Raw genomic sequence first — 18,761 nt, 5'->3', positions numbered from 1 at the left:
AAAAAATGAAAGAAATGATTAATAACCAGGCTTTTGAAGAGTGAATTAGCAAGCACCTTTAGTGCGCTCTTGGCTAGACTCAAGCGTATTACAACCATAACTCTTCAACCGTACTGGTGAACTCTCATGACAACCCCCTCGATCGCTGAGCAGGCTGGTTCTCTTACCCAGACTCTCGATATTGCACTTGATGATTATGAGCTGGCTGATCGCTATACCCGCGGAGAAGGCCGTGTCTTTCTAACCGGCACCCAGGCATTGGTGCGCATTGCCTTACGCCAAGCCGAGCTTGATCGCCGCGATGACCGCCACACGGCAGGACTCATCAGCGGCTATCGAGGCTCTCCATTGGGCGGTGTAGACCAAGAAATTTGGCGTGCGAAAGCCGCCATGGAAGAGCATCACATCGATTTTGTCCCTGCGATAAACGAAGACCTGGCCGCCACCATGATGCTGGGTTGCCAGCAAGTCGAGACAGACCCCGATAAGCAAGTAGATGGCGTGTTTGGCATGTGGTACGGCAAGGGGCCAGGCGTTGATCGCGCGGGCGATGCGTTAAAGCACGGTAATGCCTACGGTAGCTCGCCGACTGGCGGTGTGCTGGTGGTCGCGGGTGATGACCATGGCTGCGTGTCGTCCTCCATGCCACACCAGTCTGATGTCGCCTTCATGGCATGGTTTATGCCGGTGGTGAGTCCTGCTTCATTGGCGGAATATGAACGCTTTGGGCTATGGGGCTATGCCCTTTCACGCTTCTCGGGTTGCTGGGTGGGTTTTAAAGCCGTGTCTGAAACCGTAGAGAGTGGCGCATCGGTGGACGTGCCACCTTTGCCGGAATATGTAACGCCGGATTTCGAAATGCCGGAAGGCGGGCTGCACTATCGCTGGCCTGACCTGCCGGGGCCGCAGCTTGAGACCCGCCTTGAGCACAAGCTGGCCGCCGTTCAGGCGTTTGCCACGGCCAACCCGATTGATCAGTATTTATTTCGCCAAGAACAGGCGACGTTTGGGCTGGTGACCACAGGCAAGGGACACCTGGATTTACTTGAATCGCTGCGTTTATTGGGGCTGGATGAAGCGAAGCTGCGTGAATTGGGAGTAGAAATATACAAGGTCGGGATGGTGTGGCCGCTCCATCGCCCCGGCATCCTTGAGTTTATTCATGGCAAGCGTGAGGTGCTGGTCATTGAAGAGAAACGCGGCATCATCGAAAGCCAGCTGAAGGAGTACATGTCGGAGCCCGACCACCCTGGTGAGGTAATTGTTACCGGCAAGCAGGATGAAACTGGCAAGCCGCTGATTCCCTTTGTTGGAGAGCTGGGCCCGCGCCTCTTGGCAGGCTTCGTGGCAGAGCGTTTAGAGCGCTTTTTCAAGATTGATTTTAGCGACAAGCTGGCAACCGTTGATGCTTGCCAAGCCGGCGTTAAGGAGCTCGGCGGTGTACGCCGCATGCCGTATTTCTGCTCCGGTTGCCCACACAATAGCTCGACCAAGGTGCCTGAAGGCAGCAAAGCCCTGGCGGGGATCGGCTGTCATTTTATGGCTTCGTGGATGGATCGCAGCACCGAATCGTTAATTCAGATGGGTGGCGAAGGCGTTAACTGGGTGGGCAAGAGCCGCTTCACCGGCAATGGCCATATTTTCCAAAACTTAGGCGAAGGCACCTGGTTTCACTCTGGCTCAATGGCCGTGCGTCAGGCAGTGGCTGCCAACGTTAATATTACCTATAAAATTCTGTTCAACGACGCTGTCGCCATGACGGGCGGTCAACCTGTGGATGGGCAAATCAACGTGCCCATGATTGCCCGGCAATCGCTGGATGAAGGTGTTCGCAGGGTCATGGTGGTCAGTGACGAACCGGATAAGTACCGGGGGCATGAAAAGGAATTTCCTAAGGGGGTTACCTTCCACGGCCGTGAAGAGATGGATACGCTGCAGCGTGAACTGCGCGAAATCCCAGGCTGCACCGTATTGATTTATGACCAGGCATGCGCGGCTGAGAAACGCCGTCGGCGCAAGCGCGGTCTGTTGGAAGATCCAGCCCGCCGGGTGTTTATCAACCATCATGTTTGCGAAGGCTGTGGTGATTGTTCCGTACAGTCCAACTGTTTATCGGTGGTGCCTCGCGAGACCGAGCTAGGTCGCAAGCGCAAAATCGACCAGTCCTCCTGCAACAAGGATATGTCCTGCGTTAGTGGTTTTTGCCCCAGCTTTGTCACTGTGGAAGGTGGCGGGCTGCGTAAGGGGCAAGGCGTCGCGGCAGATAACGCCTTTTGGAAACGTATAGCGCATTTGCCTAGCCCTGCCATTGCCCCTTTGAATGCTCCTTATGACCTGCTGGTAGGGGGCGTCGGTGGCACGGGGGTGGTGACCGTCGGGCAACTGATCACCATGGCAGCCCACCTGGAAGGCAAGGGCAGCAGCGTGCTCGACTTTATGGGGTTTGCTCAAAAAGGCGGGGCGGTACTTAGCTATGTTCGCTTGGCAGCGCAGCCCAACGAGCTGAATCAGGTACGCATCGAAGCGGGGCAGGCCGATGCCGTCATTGCCTGTGACATGGTCGTGGCCAGTTCGCAGAAAGCGCTGAATGTGCTGCAGCCGACCACCCGTATCGTGGCGAATCTGGCCGAACTAGCCACGGCGGATTATGTGCTTTATCGCGATGCGGATATGCAGCCCAGCAAGCGCCTTAACATGTTGCGCGAAGCGGTGGGAGATGAACGCTTTGCTTCTCTGGATGCCAATCGCCTGGCTGAACAGCTGCTAGGGGATACCGTATTCTCCAATATGATGATGCTAGGCTTTGCCTGGCAGCAAGGGCTGGTGCCGCTGTCTGAACCGGCACTGCAGCGGGCTCTGGAGCTCAACGGCGTTGCAGTGGAAAAGAACCGTCAAGCACTTGCCTGGGGGCGCTTGGCAGCGGTGGAACCCGACTACCTTCAGCAGCACCTGGATACGATGCCACTGTCCGCGAATGCCACACTGGACGACGTGGTAGTGCGTAATCGTCGCCACCTGGAGCGCTATCAGAACCGTGCCTGGGCTGAGCGTTACGTTACTCAGGTAACGAAAGTGCGTGAAGCAGAAACAGCGCTAAACGGTGGTCAATCATTGAGTGAAGCCGTCGCCCATCAGCTCTATCGCTTGATGGCGTATAAAGATGAGTATGAAGTGGCGCGTCTTTACACCCAGAGCGATTTTCTGGATGAGATCAAAGCAACGTTCTCGGGCGATTACCAGTTAACCTTCCACTTGGCGCCGCCGCTTATAGGTGGTCGTAAGGATGCTCAGGGGCGTCCAGTGAAGCGCCGCTTCGGCCCCTGGATGCTGAAGGCAATGGGTGCGTTGGCAAAGATGCGCGGTTTGCGCAACACGACTCTCGATCCTTTCCGCTTCAGCGCCGACCGCAAACTTGATCGCGCCTTATTGGCTGATTACGAGCAGCTTATCGATGAGTTAGTGGCTCGTCTTGATGGCACTAATCACGCTACTGCCTTGGCGCTGGCTAAACTGCCGGAAGAGATTCGTGGCTTCGGGCCAGTCCGCGAAGCAGCTGCCGAGAAAGCCAACGAGCGCCGTGAGACGTTGCTGAAGGAGCTACGTGAAGGTCGCTCGAAGACCATCGCTGTCGAAGCTGCTTGAGGCGATCCATATAGGTAAAAAAGGCCACGCAATGCGTGGCCTTTTGTTATGCATCTATACAACGACTCACTAAGCCTCTTTTCGGCGGCGTACCAGCAGCCAGTGGCTTATCAGGGCGAGTAGTCCCATCAGGCCGATCGTCAATGCCATGGTGCGTGAGCTGCCGTCGTGGAATTGCCCGACTAAACCACCTACAACAGCGGCAATCGTCATTTGCAGGAAACCAAACAAGGAAGACGCCGCGCCTGCACATTGAGGGTTGGGGGCCAGTGCACCGGCCATTGTTTGCGGCATCAGAATACCTACCCCCAGCATAAATACCATGTGGGGCCCCACCACCGCCCACGGTAGATGGATACCAACGGCAGCCAAACCGGCCATGATCACGCCCCCTATCGCGCAGACTACGGAGCCCAGGGTAATGAGGCGATCACGACCCAGACGGTGGCTATAGCGGCCGCTGACCAGCGTCCCGACGAAGAAGCCCGCGACAATCAGCGTGAACAGCACGCCATAAAGGGTAGGGGCGACGCCCATGTACTCGATGAGTACAAAGGATGAGCCCGAAAGGTACGCGAACAGCCCGGAGAACGCGGCAGCATTCACCAAGGTGTAGCCGATAAAGGCACGCTGAGTCAGTAGTAAGCGGAAGTTAGCCAGTACTGTTTTCGGGTGAATCGATTGCCGTCGCTCCTTCGCCAACGGCTCGGGTAGCATAAAGATCAGCACTGCCAGCATCACCGCCGCGTAGAGCGCCAGTACCACGAACACTGATTCCCAGCCAAAAAACAGCAGTAACCCCGCGCCCACCACAGGGGCCAGAGCAGGGGCGAGGGCCATAGTGCTTGCCATATAGGCGAGAATGCGCCCGGCCTCGATGGGGCCATGGATATCACGCACCGCTGCCCTGGCTAGCACAGGGCCAGCAGCACCGCCGAAGGCCTGCAGAAAGCGGCCTGCCAGCAACCACTCAACGCTCGGCGCCCAGGCGCAGAGTATGCTCGCAGCGAGAAACAGCGATAAACCCGCGATCATCACCGGTCGGCGGCCAAAGCGATCAGAGATTGGCCCGCACAATAGTTGGGCCAGAGCGAATCCAGCCATATAGAGGCTAAGGGTCAGCTGTATTCGGTCTGGGCCAGTATTCAGCGCTTCTGCCATGGCGGGCATGGCTGGCAAGTACATATCCGTCGCCAGCGGGCCGAGTGCAGTCACCGCGGCTAGGGCCACGACGGTGGCGGTAGAGGGCAGCTTTAGCACCCCTTAACTCCTTATGGTTGGACGTGATGCCCCTTCGGACACGAGACGGGCGCCTTCCCGAGTGGAAAGACGCCCGCTTATGTTAGCCTGCTTAGTATGGCTTGGCTTCAGCTTAGCTGGCGTCAGGCTGCGCCTCAGGTGCGGCCTTTGCAAAGGCTGGCAGCGACCGACAGTGGGCAGCGATACGCTGGATCGTCGGGTAGGCCGACAAATCGCACTCGAAGCGCTCTGCGTTATACACCTGCGGAATCAGGCAGATATCCGCAAGTGTTGGGGTGTCGCCATGGCAAAAGTCGCCGCTGTTGGGGTCAGTAGCAAGCGTTTCTTCCAGGGCTGCGAAGCCCTCGGTAATCCAGTGGCGATACCACGCTAACTTCGCCGCCTCATCCACCCCCAGCTCCCTGACCAGATACTTGAGTACCCGCAGGTTATTGAGTGGATGAATCTCGCAAGCTACCGACTGCGCAAGCGCACGAACTCTTGCGCGCGCTAACGCGTTAACCGGTAGCAGCGCGGGCTCGGGATGCACCTCATCGAGATACTCACAGATCGCCAGCGACTGGTTAACCACTGAGTTGTCATCCAGTACCAGGCTGGGCACCATCCCCTGAGGGTTGCGCGCCAGATGCTCGCCACCACGCTGCTCGCCTTTCACCAGGTTGACCGGAACCTGATCGTAGTCCAGGCCTTTCAGGTTTAAGGCGATCCGCACTCGGTAAGCAGCCGACGAGCGGAAATAGCCGTATAGCGTCGTCATGTTGCCTTCCTTGTGTTGGCTTTATTTGGGCTGGTACTTCACGACTTGCTGATCGATGGTACCAAATATGTTGTTGCCATCGCGGTCGAACATCTCGATGCGCACTCGGTCTCCAAATCGCATAAAGGGAGTCTTGATTTCATCGTGCAAGATCTTTTCTACCATCCTGACTTCTGCGAGACAGCTGTAACCCACGCCGCCTTCAGCCACCGGCTTTCCGGGGCCACCGTCCAGATCGGGGTTGGAAACTGTGCCCGAGCCGACGATAGCGCCAGCACCTAAGTAGCGTGTCTTAGCGGCGTGAGCGACCAGTTGTGGAAAGCTGAAGATCATGTCAGGGCCAGCTTGCGGCTCGCCGAATTTTTCGCCGTTCAGGTGCACGGTGAGTGGCAAATGCACCTTGCCTTCCTGCCAAGCATCGCCGAGTTCATCAGGGGTGACGCAGATTGGCGAGAAGCTTGAGGCCGGTTTAGCCTGGAAGAAACCGAAGCCTTTAGCGAGTTCTCCTGGGATCAATCCTCGCAAGCTGACGTCGTTGACCAACATGACCAGCTTAATATGACCCGCGGCCTGTTCAGGAGTGATATTCATGGGTACATCGTCGGTGATCACGGCGATTTCACCTTCGAAATCGATGCCGTGTTCTTCACTGACTGCTTCAATGTCTTCGGTTGGCGCGAGGAAGTGATCGCCGCCGCCCTGGTACATTAAGGGGTCAGTCCAGAAAGTATCCGGCATTTCGGCATTACGCGCCTGACGCACCAGCTTGACGTGGTTGAGGTAAGCAGATCCATCCGCCCAATGGTAGCTGCGGGGCAACGGTGAGTGGAGGGCGCTCTGATCCAGGTCAAAGGCTTTTTCCGCCTTGCCATCATTGAGCTGGCTATAGATCGTTTCTAGCTGAGGGGCGAAGTCATCCCAGTTCTCGATGGCTTGCTGTAAGGTGGCTGCAATGCCAGAAGCACGCACGGCACGGGTCAAATCTTTCGAGACGACGATTAATTCTCCGTCGCGGCCGTTCTTGAGAGTGGCGAGTTTCATCTGTGTTCCATCCTTTTTGTCAGGGGCAAACAATCGCTACAGGGGATCACACCCTAAATAATGTCGCGACTATAGTTCACGGCTTGGTTGGGTCAAAGTGGGAGCGTAGGGTTGACCACACATCGACGTAGTCGCGTTGACGAATATCGGCGTTCAGTGCCGCTTCTGTCGGATGGTAGACATAGCGACTTTCAAACATGAACGCCATGGTCGCGCCCAGATACTGGGGAGATAGTTCGGCATTAGTGGCTTTGTCGAAGGTATCTGCATCTGGGCCGTGGGGCGACATGCTGTTATGAAGGCTGGCGCCGCCGGGTAGAAAGCCCTCTGCCTTGGCATCGTACTCGCCATGTATCAGCCCCATAAATTCACTCATGAGATTGCGGTGAAAGTAGGGGGGGCGGAACGTGTCGTTGGCGACCATCCAGCGTGGTGGGAAAACAACGAAATCAAGATTAGCCGTTCCCGGTGTATCGGACGCCGAGGTTAGGACAGTAAAAATTGATGGATCCGGGTGGTCAAAGCTCACTGTGTTGATAGTATTGAAGTGGGCTAAGTTGTATTTATAGGGTGCATAGTTGCCGTGCCATGCCACAACGTCCAAAGGTGAATGGTCAAGCTTGGTTTCCCAGAAGCGTCCCGAGAATTTAGCGATAAGCGAGTAGTCGCCTTCAAGATCCTCGTAACGAGCCACGGGACTCAAAAAATCGCGCGGATTAGCCAAACCATTGGCACCGATCGGGCCAAGCCCAGGGAGTTCCAGTGGGCTGCCGTAGTTTTCGCAGATATAGCCACGGGCAGCTTCTGCTCCATCGCTTAAGTGGACCTGAAACTTAATGCCGCGTGGGATCACCGCTATTTCCCCGTTCTCGACTTCTAATTCGCCCAGTTCGGTACGTAACAATAGTGTTCCCTGCTGCGGTACGAATAACAGTTCACCGTCGGCGTTGTAGAAAAATCGCTCGGTCATGTCGCGGTTAAATGCATAGACATGTACTCCGACACCCGTTTGACTTCCCGCATCACCATTAACGGCAATGGTCAGCAAGCCATCTACGAAGTCGGTTGGTTCAGTCGGTAGCGGTAATGGGTCCCAGCGCATCTGGTTAGGGTCAGCGGCGGGCTTGGCTAATGGTGCAGTCGCTACTGCTTTATCCGGCAGCGGTTGGTAAGCGCTTTGCGCTACCGATGGGCGAATACGGTAGAGCCAGCTACGCAGGTTCTGGTGGCGAGGTGCGGTGAATGCCGAGCCGGTGTACTGCTCGGCATATAGTCCATAAGCGCAGCGTTGTGGAGAGTTCTGTCCTTGCGGCAGAGCGCCGGGCAGTGCTTCGGTCGCGAAGTGATTACGAAAACCACTCTGATAGTGAAGTGTTTCATTTAACATGAGCGTTTCCTCTTACATATTATTGTGACTGGTTAGGTGCTGATACGACTTGACTCGCTATCTCTAGCGCTTCTTCAAGGACTTGTTGGTCGCCAATGTGATTGGCCAGCAACAAGATCAATCTGGCATTGATACGTTCGCTTTCGGATTCGCTGCGCTCGCGGTGAGCGGCGGTCAATGCAGCATAGAAGGCATCTGGTTGAGTAAAGTTGGGTTTAAGTTCAAGTCGTGACATGGCAATTCTCCTTAACATTGGCGTTTGCAGTAAGGTGTTTGCCTAGGGCACGATCTAAAGCATCATTAGCACTTTGTGCAGTGAACTTCTTCCAACGGGCGGCAACATGTTGGTCGGGGCGCAGCAGGTATCCACCATCGCCAGTAAGCCCATAACGTTCGCTAACTAGTCCGTCACTATCCTCAAGCAGAGTGCATCGCGGTAACTGGCTGAAGAAATGAGGTGATGGCCCAATAATCACGAGGTCTAGTTCGATGTGGCGTGTAAGCAACTCACTGAGCTCTGCTAAAAGTGATTGGTAACGAGCACTGTCGACACGGCCATCAATCATCAGCACAAAACGGTTGCCGATCTGATTGAGCAGCCAGGCCTCCATACCATCGCGCTTGACTGGAGCGTCTTTGGCTGGGCTGCCAGGACAAAGATCATCGGGAAAGCCCATATCGTCAGCACCATTAAGTGGAGACTCGTAATAGTGACAAGGCTGAGATAACCGACCGCTATTCACCAGAGTCCGAGCGAAGGGATGTTGTTCAGCCAGTTCTAGAGCAGTATCGCGGAATAGTCGGCTGATACGGCTCTTGGGAGTAATAAAATCAGTGGCGCGGGTAGAGTTAAGGAGGTTTTCTTTAGCCCCATGTAGACGTTCAGTGTTATAGGTCTCAAGCAGGAGTGAGGATGCTTCACCCTTAAGCACTCGTGCCAGTTTCCACCCCAGGTTATCAACGCTTTGCAAGGCTCCATTGGCACCGCGAGCACCGAAGGGCGATACCTGGTGAGCGGCATCCCCAACAAAGAACACACGGTGATGGATAAAGTTATCCATCATTCGGCAACGGAAGGTATAGACACTCGCCCATTCCAGCTCGAACTCCACATCTTCACCCAACATTGCTTGCACCCGGGGGCGAATATTCTCTTCCTTCTTCTCCTCTTCGGGATCAGCATCCCAGCCTAGCTGGAAATCGATTCGCCAGACATTATCTGGTTGCTTGTGTAGTAATACTGACTGGTTGGGATGGAAAGGAGGATCGAACCAAAACCATCTTTCAGTGGGAAACTCTGCTTTCATAACCACGTCAGCAATTAAGAAATGATCTTGAAAAACTTGTCCCTTGCACTCCAGACCCAGCATGCCCCGAATTTTACTGTTGGCGCCATCGGCAACTAATAGGTAATCGCAGCTCAGCTGGTAAAAACCGTCTTTGGTGCCTACATCCACCAAGCTTTGCCTGGGGAGGCTATCCACATGGCTAACTTTGTTCTGCCATCGTAGGTCAATATAATCGCTAAGCTCCATGGCTCGATCGACCAAATATTCTTCCAAGTAGTATTGCTGAAGATTAATAAAAGCCGGAATCCGATGGCCTTCTTCAGGCAATAAATTGAAGCTATAAACCTCTCTGTCTTGGAAAAAAACGCGGCCTTGCTGCCAAGTGACTCCCTTGTCGAGCATCTTTTGGGCAGTGCCTAAACGGTCAAGGATTTCTAGCGTGCGCTTGGAAAAGCAGATTGCTCTGGAACCAACGCTTACAGTGTTATTATCATCAAGTACAATGCTCTTGATACCTTGTAGCGCTAGGTCAATCGCGGCTGCAAGTCCACTAGGCCCAGCGCCGACGATAATGACCGGACAGTGATGGGTTATATCGACATCTAGCTCCGCTGGGCGACGGTAGGGATAGATGGGGTTCTTGTAAGTTGTCATCTTGATGCTCCCACTGCGTTGCCGAAGAACGCTGCTTCGGCAACGTTTCATGTTCCAGGAAAACCTGGAAAGCTAATAGTTATTGTTTATCCAAAACCTCTTGTAGCGAGTGCCACATTTCAGTGTCACGTTCCGCCGTCCAGATACGTGGGTCGGGATACTCACCGCCTGCCTCGTCATAGCAGCGGGTAATATCAAAAGGCAGGCAGTGGTCGAAGATGACCCAGTGACCATATTTGGGCTTGAGCTTTGCATAGGTCTCGGCATAGCACTCTGAAAGCGTCTTGCCAGCGGTTTTGCCAGCCTTAACACTTCCATACATATCCGCTAGGAAATCGCGGGTGCCTTGGATAGCTTCGTAACATTTATCCTGGGACTCCAATGCATCACCGCGGCCTGGCACCAGTTTCTCTGGCTGCATGGCCTGTAAACGATCCAGCGTGGCGGGCCAATCTTCGTGGTAGGCGTCACCGGTATAAGGGGTGGCACCGTACTCGACCAAGTCACCAGCAAACATGATCTTTTCTTTAGGCAGCCAAACGACGGTATCGCCCTTTGTGTGGCCACGGCCTAAGTGGATAATGCGTACTTCTCGATTACCCATGAAAACGGTCAGTTCTTCCTGGAAAACGATGTTGGGCCAAGTGAGGCCGGGGACAGATTCCACACCCTGAAATAAACGCGGGAAGCGTCCGACTTCAGATTCATAATCTTGCTGTCCACGTTCGACGATCAAGTCATAAGTATTTTGGCTAGCGTAGATATTTTCCGCCTCATAGGCTGAAGCACCTAGCACGCGTACCGCATGGTAGTGAGTCATCAGGACATGCTTAATCGGTAGGTCGGTTATCTCGCGGATACGACGAATCACGTCTTGCGCCATGATAGGGGTGGCCTGGGTGTCGATGACCATCACACTGTCATCGCCAATGATGATGCCACTGTTGGGGTCGCCTTCCGCTGTGTAGGCGTAAACTCCTTCTGCCAGTTTGGTAAAGCTGATGTTCTTCTCTTCTGTGTCTGCGTGAGATGCAAATTTTTTGCTCATGGTTCCTCCAATGACGTCATGGCTCTCATAATCAGGCAGCGTTTCTATAGTCTGCCAACTCATGAAAGATTCTTGATAATAGTTTCTATTGAAACTATATGTCCAGGAAGAGATGGTGTTATTAAGCAATGCTGGTGTGATTTCCGCTCTAAGTAGCTTAAAATTCAGTAAAATAATCCATTTTATACTTAAGTAGTAAGCCTTTTAGTATTAAATTAGTTGCATTAGAAATTAATGTGGGTGCAGGCTATATGCCAAGAAAGCAAAGAGAGACTTTAAAAGAAGAGTGCTTAATGAGAAGCCAGCTGGAGTCAGTGATGCCTGAAGATGAGAGAGGGACTCGTGCTAAGGACGATAGAGGAGCTAGGGCTGAACTCGATCTGGATCAGTTCTTACCTTATCAATTGAGTAGCCTTTCAGATCGCATCAGCGAGGAGCTATCGCAGCTCTATCAGCAGCGCTTTTCACTCAATGTCGCCCAGTGGCGTGTCCTGGTTTGGCTTAGCCATAAGGATGTACTCAATGCAAAAGAGATTTGCGAAACCACTCGCATGGATAAAGCGCGTGTGTCTAGGGCGGTTCAGGCATTAGTCGACCGTAACCTGGTGGGTCGTACGCAGTCACAACAAGATCAACGACTACATGATTTGCGCCTAACAGAGAGTGGAGAGGCACTGCTAGGGGAGCTGGTTCCCTTGGCTCAGGCCTGGGAAGCCGGTTTGGTGTCATCCCTGACAGCCGCTGAGTACCGTGATCTATTACATATTATGCGTAAGCTGGAGCGTCAGCTTGAGAGACTGGCTTAAAATATGGAAAAGTTAATATTTAAAGCAGTTTATAGGTGTATTTTGATCTTTCTTCGTAACGAAATATTTTTTATTTTCGTGCCCTTTTCTGAAGGTGTTGAGGAAACATTTTATTTTTAAAAAAATACTTACAATACAATAACATACGGCTATTAATACTTAAGTTGTAGATAAAAATAGGTGTTTAGTTATTGCTTGTAGAGCTGCATTGCAGGCATTGTGTCATCGAATGCGTTCCTTTTATTTTGTTTTTTATGTATTTTTTGTATCGAATCATAAAGCGATTCATGTGCCATGTTAGGCCCCAAAAATAAGTACGACTAGCAACCCCAAACGGGAATCTCCTTCTCTGTATAACAACAGCAACCAGTTCGTCACTCACCGTGACGCCGGAGGTAAGAAAATGAGCATAATGAATAAAACCAAGCAAACTCTTTTGTTAGGTGCTGTGGCGGCTGCCACTATTAGTACGACCGCCATGGCTCAAACCACGATTACTGTTAGTACATGGGCAGGCCCCAACCATGGTATTAACACGATGGTGTGGCCGACCTGGAAAAGCTGGATTGAAGAAGCCACTGACGGTCGCGTGACCGTTGAAGTTGTGCATGATCTTGGGCCACCCGCCTCGCAAATGGCGATGGTCGCCGATGGCATCGCTGATGCCACATGGGTGTTTCATGGTTATAATGCTGGCCGTTTTTTGGCCACCCAGTTACCCGAATTCCCTACCTTTGAAGACTTCTCCTCAGAGAATGCGTCTGCCGCCTACTGGAACACCCATCAGGAGTATTTAGCGCAAGCTAATGAGCACCGCGGCGTTGATGTCGTAGCTGCAGGTGTGCATGGGCCAGGTTGGATTTTTAGTAGCGAGCATTATGAGACTCTTGCTGACCTCGAAAGTGAACGCATTCGTGTGGGTGGTGGGGTGATGGGCGATCTTTCCAACGCACTAAATCTGACGGGCGTCGCTCTACCCCCTACCGGCGTCTATGAAGCTGGTTCTCAAGGCGTAATCGACGGCGCTATGCTGGTGCCAGAAGGCCTGAGAAGCTTTCGGGTAGCCGAGATATTTCCTCATACTTTAACGGTTGATGGGGGATTCTATCGTGGGAGCTTCACTATCGTGGTCAATCCGATGATCTGGGATGAAATGTCCGCAGAAGATCGTGCCGCTGTGGAAGAAGTTTCCGGTGAGCGCTTGTCACGCTTGTTCGGTTACATGATGGACGTTTCTGATGAGCGGGGGGTCGAGTTCGCTGAAGAGCAGGGACATACCTTTACTTCACTTGGCGATGACGACCTTGAGACGTTGCGCGGCATTAGCAGTAACTTAGTGGAAACGTGGTCCGAGCAAGTCAGTGAGCGCGGTGTAGACGCTGAAACAGCCCTAGAATACTTCCACCAACAGCTCGAAGAAGCTGCCGCACAAGAAAGTGTGGCATCTCTGGTTCCATAATCATAATTAGTCTTCGCCAAGTGGAGGGCAACAATGCAGACCCTGACGATTCGCTGGTCAAATGTCGGTAGGGTCATGCAGCTTGGGTTAGAGGGGGTGGCGGGTGCTACCCTCTTTGCTTTGATGCTGCTGACTACTGCTGATGTAGCAGGCCGCTATTTTTTTAATCTTCCTATCCTGGGAACTGTCGAGTTGACTCAACAGATGCTGGCCGCCGTTGTGTTCCTTTCGCTGCCAGTAGCTTGCTGGCGTGAAGAGCACGTTAGTGTTGATCTCCTTGATGCAATTTACCCTGCGCGCTGGATATGGCTGCGTCAGATGATCGTCAATCTGGTCATCACTATAACTTTATGGGTGATCGCTGGTCGGGTATGGGCTTTAGGTGTTCGTGCTTTCGAATGGGGGGATGTCACTGAGTTCCTGCGGATACCGAATGGTTACCTGATCTATTTAATCTCCATTATGCTTTTCCTCTCAGCTCTACTCACATTGGGTCGTGCACTGAGTTATCTGCTGGAGGGCGTGGGTGTAATCAAGTGTGGTGGTCCAGTGAGTCAGGGAGAAAAGAATGATTGAAGCACTGTATGGGTTTGCCGCCCTATTGATATTAGTCTTCATGCGTGTGCCGTTAGCATTTGCTATGGGGATTGTGGGGTTTGTCGGTTTTTATTACCTGACTGGTAACTGGAACGCAGCCGAAGCTATGGCGTCACGCCGAGTGGTAGACACCGCGATGGATTACGGATTATCGGTGATCCCGCTGTTTATTCTGATGGGTAATTTGGTTTCGCATGCTGGGCTATCGGATGCACTATTCCGAGCGTCCAATGGCTTTCTTGGACATCGTAAAGGTGGTCAGGCTATGGCGACCATTGTTGCTTGTGGCGGCTTTAGTGCTATTTGTGGGTCGAGTTTGGCTACTTGTGCCACGATGGGGCGTGTGGCTATGCCACAGATGCGCAAGTATGGTTATAAAGATTCACTGGCTGCGGCATCTATTGCTGCGGGCGGTACCCTGGGGATACTTATTCCTCCCAGCGTGATGCTGGTGATCTACGGTATTATCACCGAAACCAGCATCCGTGAACTATTTGCAGCCGGCTTCATTCCCGGCATGCTGGGTATCGTGATGTACCTCGGTGCGGTTAAGTGGGTTCTATGGCGTGACCCCAGCGCTGGCCCAGCGGCCGAAAAAGTACCCTGGAGCGAGCGCTTTTCTGCCCTAAAAAATGTGGGTAGTACCCTAGCACTGTTCGTATTGGTTATCGGCGGCATCTATTTGGGTATCTTCACCCCAACTGAAGCGGCAGGTATTGGCGCAATGGGTGCTTTCGTAATTGCGCTGCTCAAGCGTGCCTTAACTCCGTCCATACTCATGAATGTCCTTATGGACACAGTGCGTACTACTGCAATGCTGTTTGCGGTGGTGTTAACGGCGTTAATCTTTGCTAACTTTATCAATCGAGCGGGGCTTCCCAATGATCTTCTAGCGTTGGTCAATGGGCTAAACGTGGCACCCTTCGTGGTTATTCTCGTCATCCTGGCAATTTACGTCCTGCTAGGGTGTGTGTTCGAAAGCATGTCGATGATGTTGCTTACCGTGCCTGTGTTCTTTCCGGTCGTGGCAGGGCTTGGCTATGATTTGGTGTGGTTTGGCATACTGGTAGTAATCGTAATTGAGATTAGTTTGATTACACCGCCAGTGGGGATGAATGTATTTGTGCTGAGGGCGGTACTGCCGGATGTCAGTACCGGCACAATTTTCCGGGGCGTAACGCCTTTCTGGGTGGCAGGCACACTGCGCGCTGTGCTCGTGCTGATATTCCCAGGCATCGTGCTGTTTTTGCCACAACTGCTTTATTAGTCTTTAACAATTAGGTTGTGAATAGATGCCCCCTCTCAAGGGTAATGCAACTCAGTTAAGGGTTTCATCAAATAGCTGACAATACGATATTCCGGTATCAGTGTCTTTCTGGTGCCGGATTTTTATGGTGCGCCAAGCATGCGCGCAGCGCCGTTTAGGCGCTATCCGGTCAGTCGTGGTGGCTGGGGGTGAGAGTCTCTTACGGCTCCTGATAGCGGGAAGTGTCCGTCGCGAGGCGGAATCTGAAGGAAGCTGGAGGCAAACTCCTGGCCTGACAAACAAGAACCGCATATGAGGCAGCCACATTTAGGCGAGAAGGCCATGAAACTTGAAGCCCAATAGCTAAGAAGATGTAATAGTAGATCCGGCGGGTAGGTGGGTGGAATGTCGCGCGTCTTACCCTGGGAGGCCTGTTCGCTTGCCGATGGCTACCGACACCGTGAGGTGTTGGGATGGGCGAGCCGAAGTCAGCAGAGGCCATAGTAGGCTCTCTATACAAGAGCTGAAGGGCTGAACCTGTCACGAAAGGATAGTTGACCGCTCTCTGATGTGTACGAGCAGAAGTCTCCCCGGAGAGTTCTCGATAACTGTGTGGCGGGCCGGAAGCCCAAAGACTGTCGAGGCGTTCACACAGCACATAGGCGGGCGAGCTCAGCGGAACGAAAATTAGCCCGACAGTGGGGGCAGGAGCTGCCGTGGTACGGATCCGTTTGCCCGGTGGTGTGAGAGGACGGGGGAGGTAACTCTCCTTCCTACTCGATCATTTTAGTCAGGCCATCGCTCGCGTTTCACTAGAACACTTCTCCAGCCTCGCGGATGTTCCCTCTCCCGGTTTGATTGACGAATGCCTAGAACACGCGGTGTAGCCACCTTGCGTAAATGCCGTTTACCGCTTGAAATGGTGGTTTGATCGATTGTCAGCATGGCATTGTTTCGGCACATCCCGATGATGGGCAAGTCGTTAATCAGCTCGATATTGTCTTACCCGTCCATCCTCCTTTCGCGGCACCCAGCGCAAAAAAAGCATTAGCAGCCTGTTTGCCGTTTAATCTCACGTTACAGGCCGCCATACTCTGGTTTGTGTGGGTTCAGTGGTCGTAATTGAGAGTGACTTTTTTGGTCAGGGGGAAACACTGACAGCTTAATACCATACCAGCTTCGATCTCGTAGTCCTCAAGAGCAAAATTGGCATCCATTTCTACTTCACCTTCTTCGACCTTGGCTAGGCAAGTGGAACAAACGCCAGCCTTACACGAGAAAGGAATATCGGCACCGTGTTCATTGCCCGCATCTAAAATGCTCTTGGTATTACGGGGCAAATCATACTCAATGGTACGGCCATCAATGATCACTTTAATATGCGAGGTTTCCGCTTCAACGTGCCCGACACTTTTTTCCTGGCGACGCTTGTTGCCTGCCGTCGGCAACCCAGTAGTGAAAAGCTCAAAATGCACCTTGTCCTTTGGCAATCCATGCTTGGTAAGGACATCTCGAACTGTCTCCGTCATTTCCTGAGGGCCGCAGAGGAAAGCGGCATCTAATTTGGGTACCTCTACCCAGCGATCAAATAGAGCGTTGCATTTATCAGCATCAATGCGTCCGTTATAAAGATCAATTTCCTGCTGTTCGCGGCTAAATACGTAAATGATATTAAGACGCTCTAAATAGCGATCCTTGAGGTCCTGTAAGCGTTCTCGAAACAACGTGCCGGTGGTAGAGCGGTTTCCATAGATGATGGTGAAACGGCTTTTCGGTTCGGTTTCTAAAGTCGTAGAAACAATCGACATGATAGGGGTAACGCCACTGCCTGCAGTCACCGCTAGGTAATGCCCTTCGCGACTGGGGTCGAGAGGTACAAAGAACTTGCCCTGAGGCGGCATTACTTCCAGAGAGTCGCCAGGTTTCAATTCTTGGTTGGCAAAGGTAGAAAAGCTACCGCCAGGCACCAGCTTGACGGCAACTCTTAACTCATGTTCGTGAATGCCAGTGCAGATCGAGTAAGAGCGACGAGTATCCTCGCCTTCTATATCGCGACGAATCGTCAGGTATTGGCCTTGGGTGAAGCGAAAGGCGTCCAGTAAGTTGTCAGGTATTTTGAATGCAATGGAAACTGCATCATGGGTTTCCTGGCGAACATCTTTGACGGTCAAGGCGTGAAATCGGCTCATGGGAAATGGTCTCGTCAATCGTTATGTGCTTCACAGGCACTTGAAGTAGTCGAAGGGTTCTAAGCAGTCGCGACAGCGATAGAGCGCTTTGCAAGCTGTGGAACCAAATTCACTGACGCGTTCGGTTGCTTCGCTGCCACATAAGGGACAGGGAACTATTGGATCAGATTGTCCAATCAAGCTGCGTTTGTTCGCACTACCTACTGGTGGGGCTATGCCATAGGCACGCAATTTTTCGCGTCCATCCGCGGTCAACCAATCGGTTGTCCAGGCGGGTGAGAGGCGACGTTGGATTAATGGGGCAGGGTAGCCAGCTGCCACCAGAGCTTCATGGATATGCTTCTCTATAACTTCGGTTGCAGGGCAGCCAGAATAGGTTGGAGTGACGCTCACCTTTAATTGCCCATTGACCCAGTCGATATCGCGAACGATACCCAGTTCCACCACGCTAACGACCGGAACCTCAGGGTCCAGCACTTCCTGTAATACGGCCAGGACTGCTTCGATATCGCCTTCCTCACCTGCTCGAGGCAGGCCGCTGCGGTCGCTGCCGATCAGGTCACTGGAAGGCCATTCATCAAGCGGTTTCATTGGGGGGTTACCAGACGGTAGCATCAGGATACGTCCTTGGCAGATATTGCATCTCCGCCAATAGAAAACCCAAGTGCTCGGTGTGATGACCGACTTTACCGCCGGTATACATCCAAGCGTCGTAGGAGGGCCGTACCAAGGTGGCTTCCTCAAGGGTTTCTTCCACTGTCGCTTTCCAGCGGGTGACGAGGATGTCAGGGTCAGGCGCGATACCGGCCTCAAGCAGAGTCTGGTCAACATCGTCGAACTGCACCAGTTCGCCGGTAAAGCGCCATAGATTATCTAGGGCACGCTGCATACGGGCATGGCTTTCCTCGGTGCCGTCACCCAGGCGAATGACCCATGCAGAAGAGCGTCGCAGATGATACGTCGCCTCTTTAAGTGATTTGGCGGCCACTTCGGCGATGCGGGGATCGCTGGACTGGGTCAGGCCATCAAGTAAGTGAACATGCCACGCATCGAACAGGAACTGACGGCCAATGATATCTGCGAAGTCACCATTGGGCTGCTCGACGATCAAAAGGTTACGAAAATCCTGTGCATCACGTCGAAATGCCAAATGGTCGGCATCATGGCCTTCGCCTTCGAGTTCGGCGGCATAGGTCAGCCAGTTGCGCGCTTGACCGAAGAGGTCGAGACCCACATTCATCAACGCTAGCTCTTCTTCCAGCGCTGGGGCCTTGCCGCATAGTTGAGCGCTGCGTTGGCCGAGCACCAACGCGCTGTCGCCCAGGCGAAGCAGGTAGGTGGTTAATGGTGTCTGTGTTTGTTGAGCTACGTTATGCATCACCATCT

15 protein-coding genes are annotated in these 18,761 nt (G+C 53.0%); 5 read left to right on the top strand and 10 right to left on the bottom strand.

Annotation, left to right across the window (positions count from 1 at the left end; translation table 11 throughout):
- Positions 1-126: 126 nt before the first annotated feature.
- A complete protein-coding gene (locus Q3Y66_RS18045; protein ID WP_008957189.1) occupies positions 127-3,642 on the top strand; it encodes an indolepyruvate ferredoxin oxidoreductase family protein in 3,516 nt (1,171 codons plus the stop codon).
- A gap of 69 nt (positions 3,643-3,711) precedes the next feature.
- On the opposite strand, the gene Q3Y66_RS18040 is transcribed toward Q3Y66_RS18045, so the two are convergent.
- The 7 genes from Q3Y66_RS18040 to Q3Y66_RS18010 form a co-directional block, all read right to left on the bottom strand.
- Entirely contained in the window at positions 3,712-4,902 is a 1,191-nt protein-coding gene (locus Q3Y66_RS18040) for a multidrug effflux MFS transporter (RefSeq protein WP_008957190.1), read from the bottom strand.
- A gap of 112 nt (positions 4,903-5,014) precedes the next feature.
- Positions 5,015-5,659, bottom strand: a complete 645-nt coding sequence (maiA, locus tag Q3Y66_RS18035; RefSeq protein WP_008957191.1) for a maleylacetoacetate isomerase — start codon at positions 5,657-5,659, stop codon at positions 5,015-5,017.
- 21 nt (positions 5,660-5,680) lie between these two features.
- A complete protein-coding gene (locus Q3Y66_RS18030; RefSeq protein WP_008957192.1) occupies positions 5,681-6,700 on the bottom strand; it encodes a fumarylacetoacetate hydrolase family protein in 1,020 nt (339 codons plus the stop codon).
- Positions 6,701-6,776: 76 nt separating this feature from the next.
- Positions 6,777-8,087, bottom strand: coding sequence for a homogentisate 1,2-dioxygenase (gene hmgA / locus Q3Y66_RS18025; RefSeq protein ID WP_008957193.1), 1,311 nt, complete (start codon positions 8,085-8,087; stop codon positions 6,777-6,779).
- A gap of 19 nt (positions 8,088-8,106) precedes the next feature.
- Positions 8,107-8,322, bottom strand: a complete 216-nt coding sequence (locus Q3Y66_RS18020; RefSeq protein ID WP_008957194.1) for a DUF2783 domain-containing protein — start codon at positions 8,320-8,322, stop codon at positions 8,107-8,109.
- Positions 8,309-10,030, bottom strand: coding sequence for an FAD-dependent oxidoreductase (locus Q3Y66_RS18015; RefSeq protein ID WP_008957195.1), 1,722 nt, complete (start codon positions 10,028-10,030; stop codon positions 8,309-8,311). The genes Q3Y66_RS18020 and Q3Y66_RS18015 overlap by 14 nt, the downstream gene beginning before the upstream one ends.
- 79 nt (positions 10,031-10,109) lie before the next feature.
- Positions 10,110-11,078, bottom strand: a complete 969-nt coding sequence (locus Q3Y66_RS18010) for an MBL fold metallo-hydrolase (protein WP_035586524.1) — start codon at positions 11,076-11,078, stop codon at positions 10,110-10,112.
- Positions 11,079-11,371: 293 nt separating this feature from the next.
- Here Q3Y66_RS18010 and Q3Y66_RS18005 point away from each other — a divergent pair, with 293 nt between their 5' ends.
- The 4 genes from Q3Y66_RS18005 (at position 11,372) to Q3Y66_RS17990 (ending at position 15,207) form a co-directional block, all read left to right on the top strand.
- Positions 11,372-11,884, top strand: a complete 513-nt coding sequence (locus tag Q3Y66_RS18005) for a MarR family winged helix-turn-helix transcriptional regulator (RefSeq protein WP_008957197.1) — start codon at positions 11,372-11,374, stop codon at positions 11,882-11,884.
- Positions 11,885-12,296: 412 nt separating this feature from the next.
- Positions 12,297-13,343, top strand: a complete 1,047-nt coding sequence (locus Q3Y66_RS18000; RefSeq protein ID WP_008957198.1) for a TRAP transporter substrate-binding protein — start codon at positions 12,297-12,299, stop codon at positions 13,341-13,343.
- A gap of 33 nt (positions 13,344-13,376) precedes the next feature.
- Positions 13,377-13,919 (top strand): TRAP transporter small permease, encoded by a 543-nt coding sequence (locus Q3Y66_RS17995; protein ID WP_008957199.1) that lies wholly within the window; start codon positions 13,377-13,379, stop codon positions 13,917-13,919.
- Complete coding sequence (locus Q3Y66_RS17990) at positions 13,912-15,207, top strand: TRAP transporter large permease (protein WP_008957200.1); 1,296 nt, start codon at positions 13,912-13,914, stop codon at positions 15,205-15,207. The genes Q3Y66_RS17995 and Q3Y66_RS17990 overlap by 8 nt, the downstream gene beginning before the upstream one ends.
- A gap of 1,088 nt (positions 15,208-16,295) precedes the next feature.
- Here Q3Y66_RS17990 and paaE read toward each other — a convergent pair.
- From paaE to paaC, 3 genes are read right to left on the bottom strand one after another with little or no spacing between them, the layout of a single operon-like run.
- Complete coding sequence (paaE, locus tag Q3Y66_RS17985) at positions 16,296-17,375, bottom strand: 1,2-phenylacetyl-CoA epoxidase subunit PaaE (RefSeq protein WP_008957201.1); 1,080 nt, start codon at positions 17,373-17,375, stop codon at positions 16,296-16,298.
- Between the two features lie 30 nt (positions 17,376-17,405).
- Positions 17,406-17,966 (bottom strand): 1,2-phenylacetyl-CoA epoxidase subunit PaaD, encoded by a 561-nt coding sequence (gene paaD / locus Q3Y66_RS17980; protein ID WP_035586504.1) that lies wholly within the window; start codon positions 17,964-17,966, stop codon positions 17,406-17,408.
- Positions 17,967-17,973: 7 nt separating this feature from the next.
- A complete protein-coding gene (gene paaC, locus Q3Y66_RS17975) occupies positions 17,974-18,753 on the bottom strand; it encodes a 1,2-phenylacetyl-CoA epoxidase subunit PaaC (protein ID WP_035586537.1) in 780 nt (259 codons plus the stop codon).
- Between the last annotated feature and the right edge of the window lie 8 nt (positions 18,754-18,761).

Source organism: Halomonas sp. HAL1 (assembly GCF_030544485.1).
In the GTDB taxonomy this organism is placed as follows: domain Bacteria; phylum Pseudomonadota; class Gammaproteobacteria; order Pseudomonadales; family Halomonadaceae; genus Vreelandella; species Vreelandella arctica.
Note: the sequence above shows the minus strand (reverse complement) of the source record. Positions and strands in the feature narration are given on the sequence as shown.

Excerpts from the sequence above, each read along its gene's own strand:
- Q3Y66_RS18005 (WP_008957197.1), top strand. The coding sequence starts at position 11,372 with ATGAGAAGCCAGCTGGAGTCAGTGATGCCTGAAGATGAGAGAGGGACT.
- Q3Y66_RS18045 (WP_008957189.1), top strand. The coding sequence starts at position 127 with ATGACAACCCCCTCGATCGCTGAGCAGGCTGGTTCTCTTACCCAGACT.
- Q3Y66_RS18010 (WP_035586524.1), bottom strand. The coding sequence starts at position 11,078 with ATGAGCAAAAAATTTGCATCTCACGCAGACACAGAAGAGAAGAACATC.
- maiA (WP_008957191.1), bottom strand. The coding sequence starts at position 5,659 with ATGACGACGCTATACGGCTATTTCCGCTCGTCGGCTGCTTACCGAGTG.
- Q3Y66_RS17995 (WP_008957199.1), top strand. The coding sequence starts at position 13,377 with ATGCAGACCCTGACGATTCGCTGGTCAAATGTCGGTAGGGTCATGCAG.
- Q3Y66_RS18020 (WP_008957194.1), bottom strand. The coding sequence starts at position 8,322 with ATGTCACGACTTGAACTTAAACCCAACTTTACTCAACCAGATGCCTTC.
- Q3Y66_RS18000 (WP_008957198.1), top strand. The coding sequence starts at position 12,297 with ATGAATAAAACCAAGCAAACTCTTTTGTTAGGTGCTGTGGCGGCTGCC.
- Q3Y66_RS18015 (WP_008957195.1), bottom strand. The coding sequence starts at position 10,030 with ATGACAACTTACAAGAACCCCATCTATCCCTACCGTCGCCCAGCGGAG.
- paaC (WP_035586537.1), bottom strand. The coding sequence starts at position 18,753 with ATGCATAACGTAGCTCAACAAACACAGACACCATTAACCACCTACCTG.
- paaE (WP_008957201.1), bottom strand. The coding sequence starts at position 17,375 with ATGAGCCGATTTCACGCCTTGACCGTCAAAGATGTTCGCCAGGAAACC.
- Q3Y66_RS18030 (WP_008957192.1), bottom strand. The coding sequence starts at position 6,700 with ATGAAACTCGCCACTCTCAAGAACGGCCGCGACGGAGAATTAATCGTC.
- hmgA (WP_008957193.1), bottom strand. The coding sequence starts at position 8,087 with ATGTTAAATGAAACACTTCACTATCAGAGTGGTTTTCGTAATCACTTC.
- Q3Y66_RS17990 (WP_008957200.1), top strand. The coding sequence starts at position 13,912 with ATGATTGAAGCACTGTATGGGTTTGCCGCCCTATTGATATTAGTCTTC.
- paaD (WP_035586504.1), bottom strand. The coding sequence starts at position 17,966 with ATGAAACCGCTTGATGAATGGCCTTCCAGTGACCTGATCGGCAGCGAC.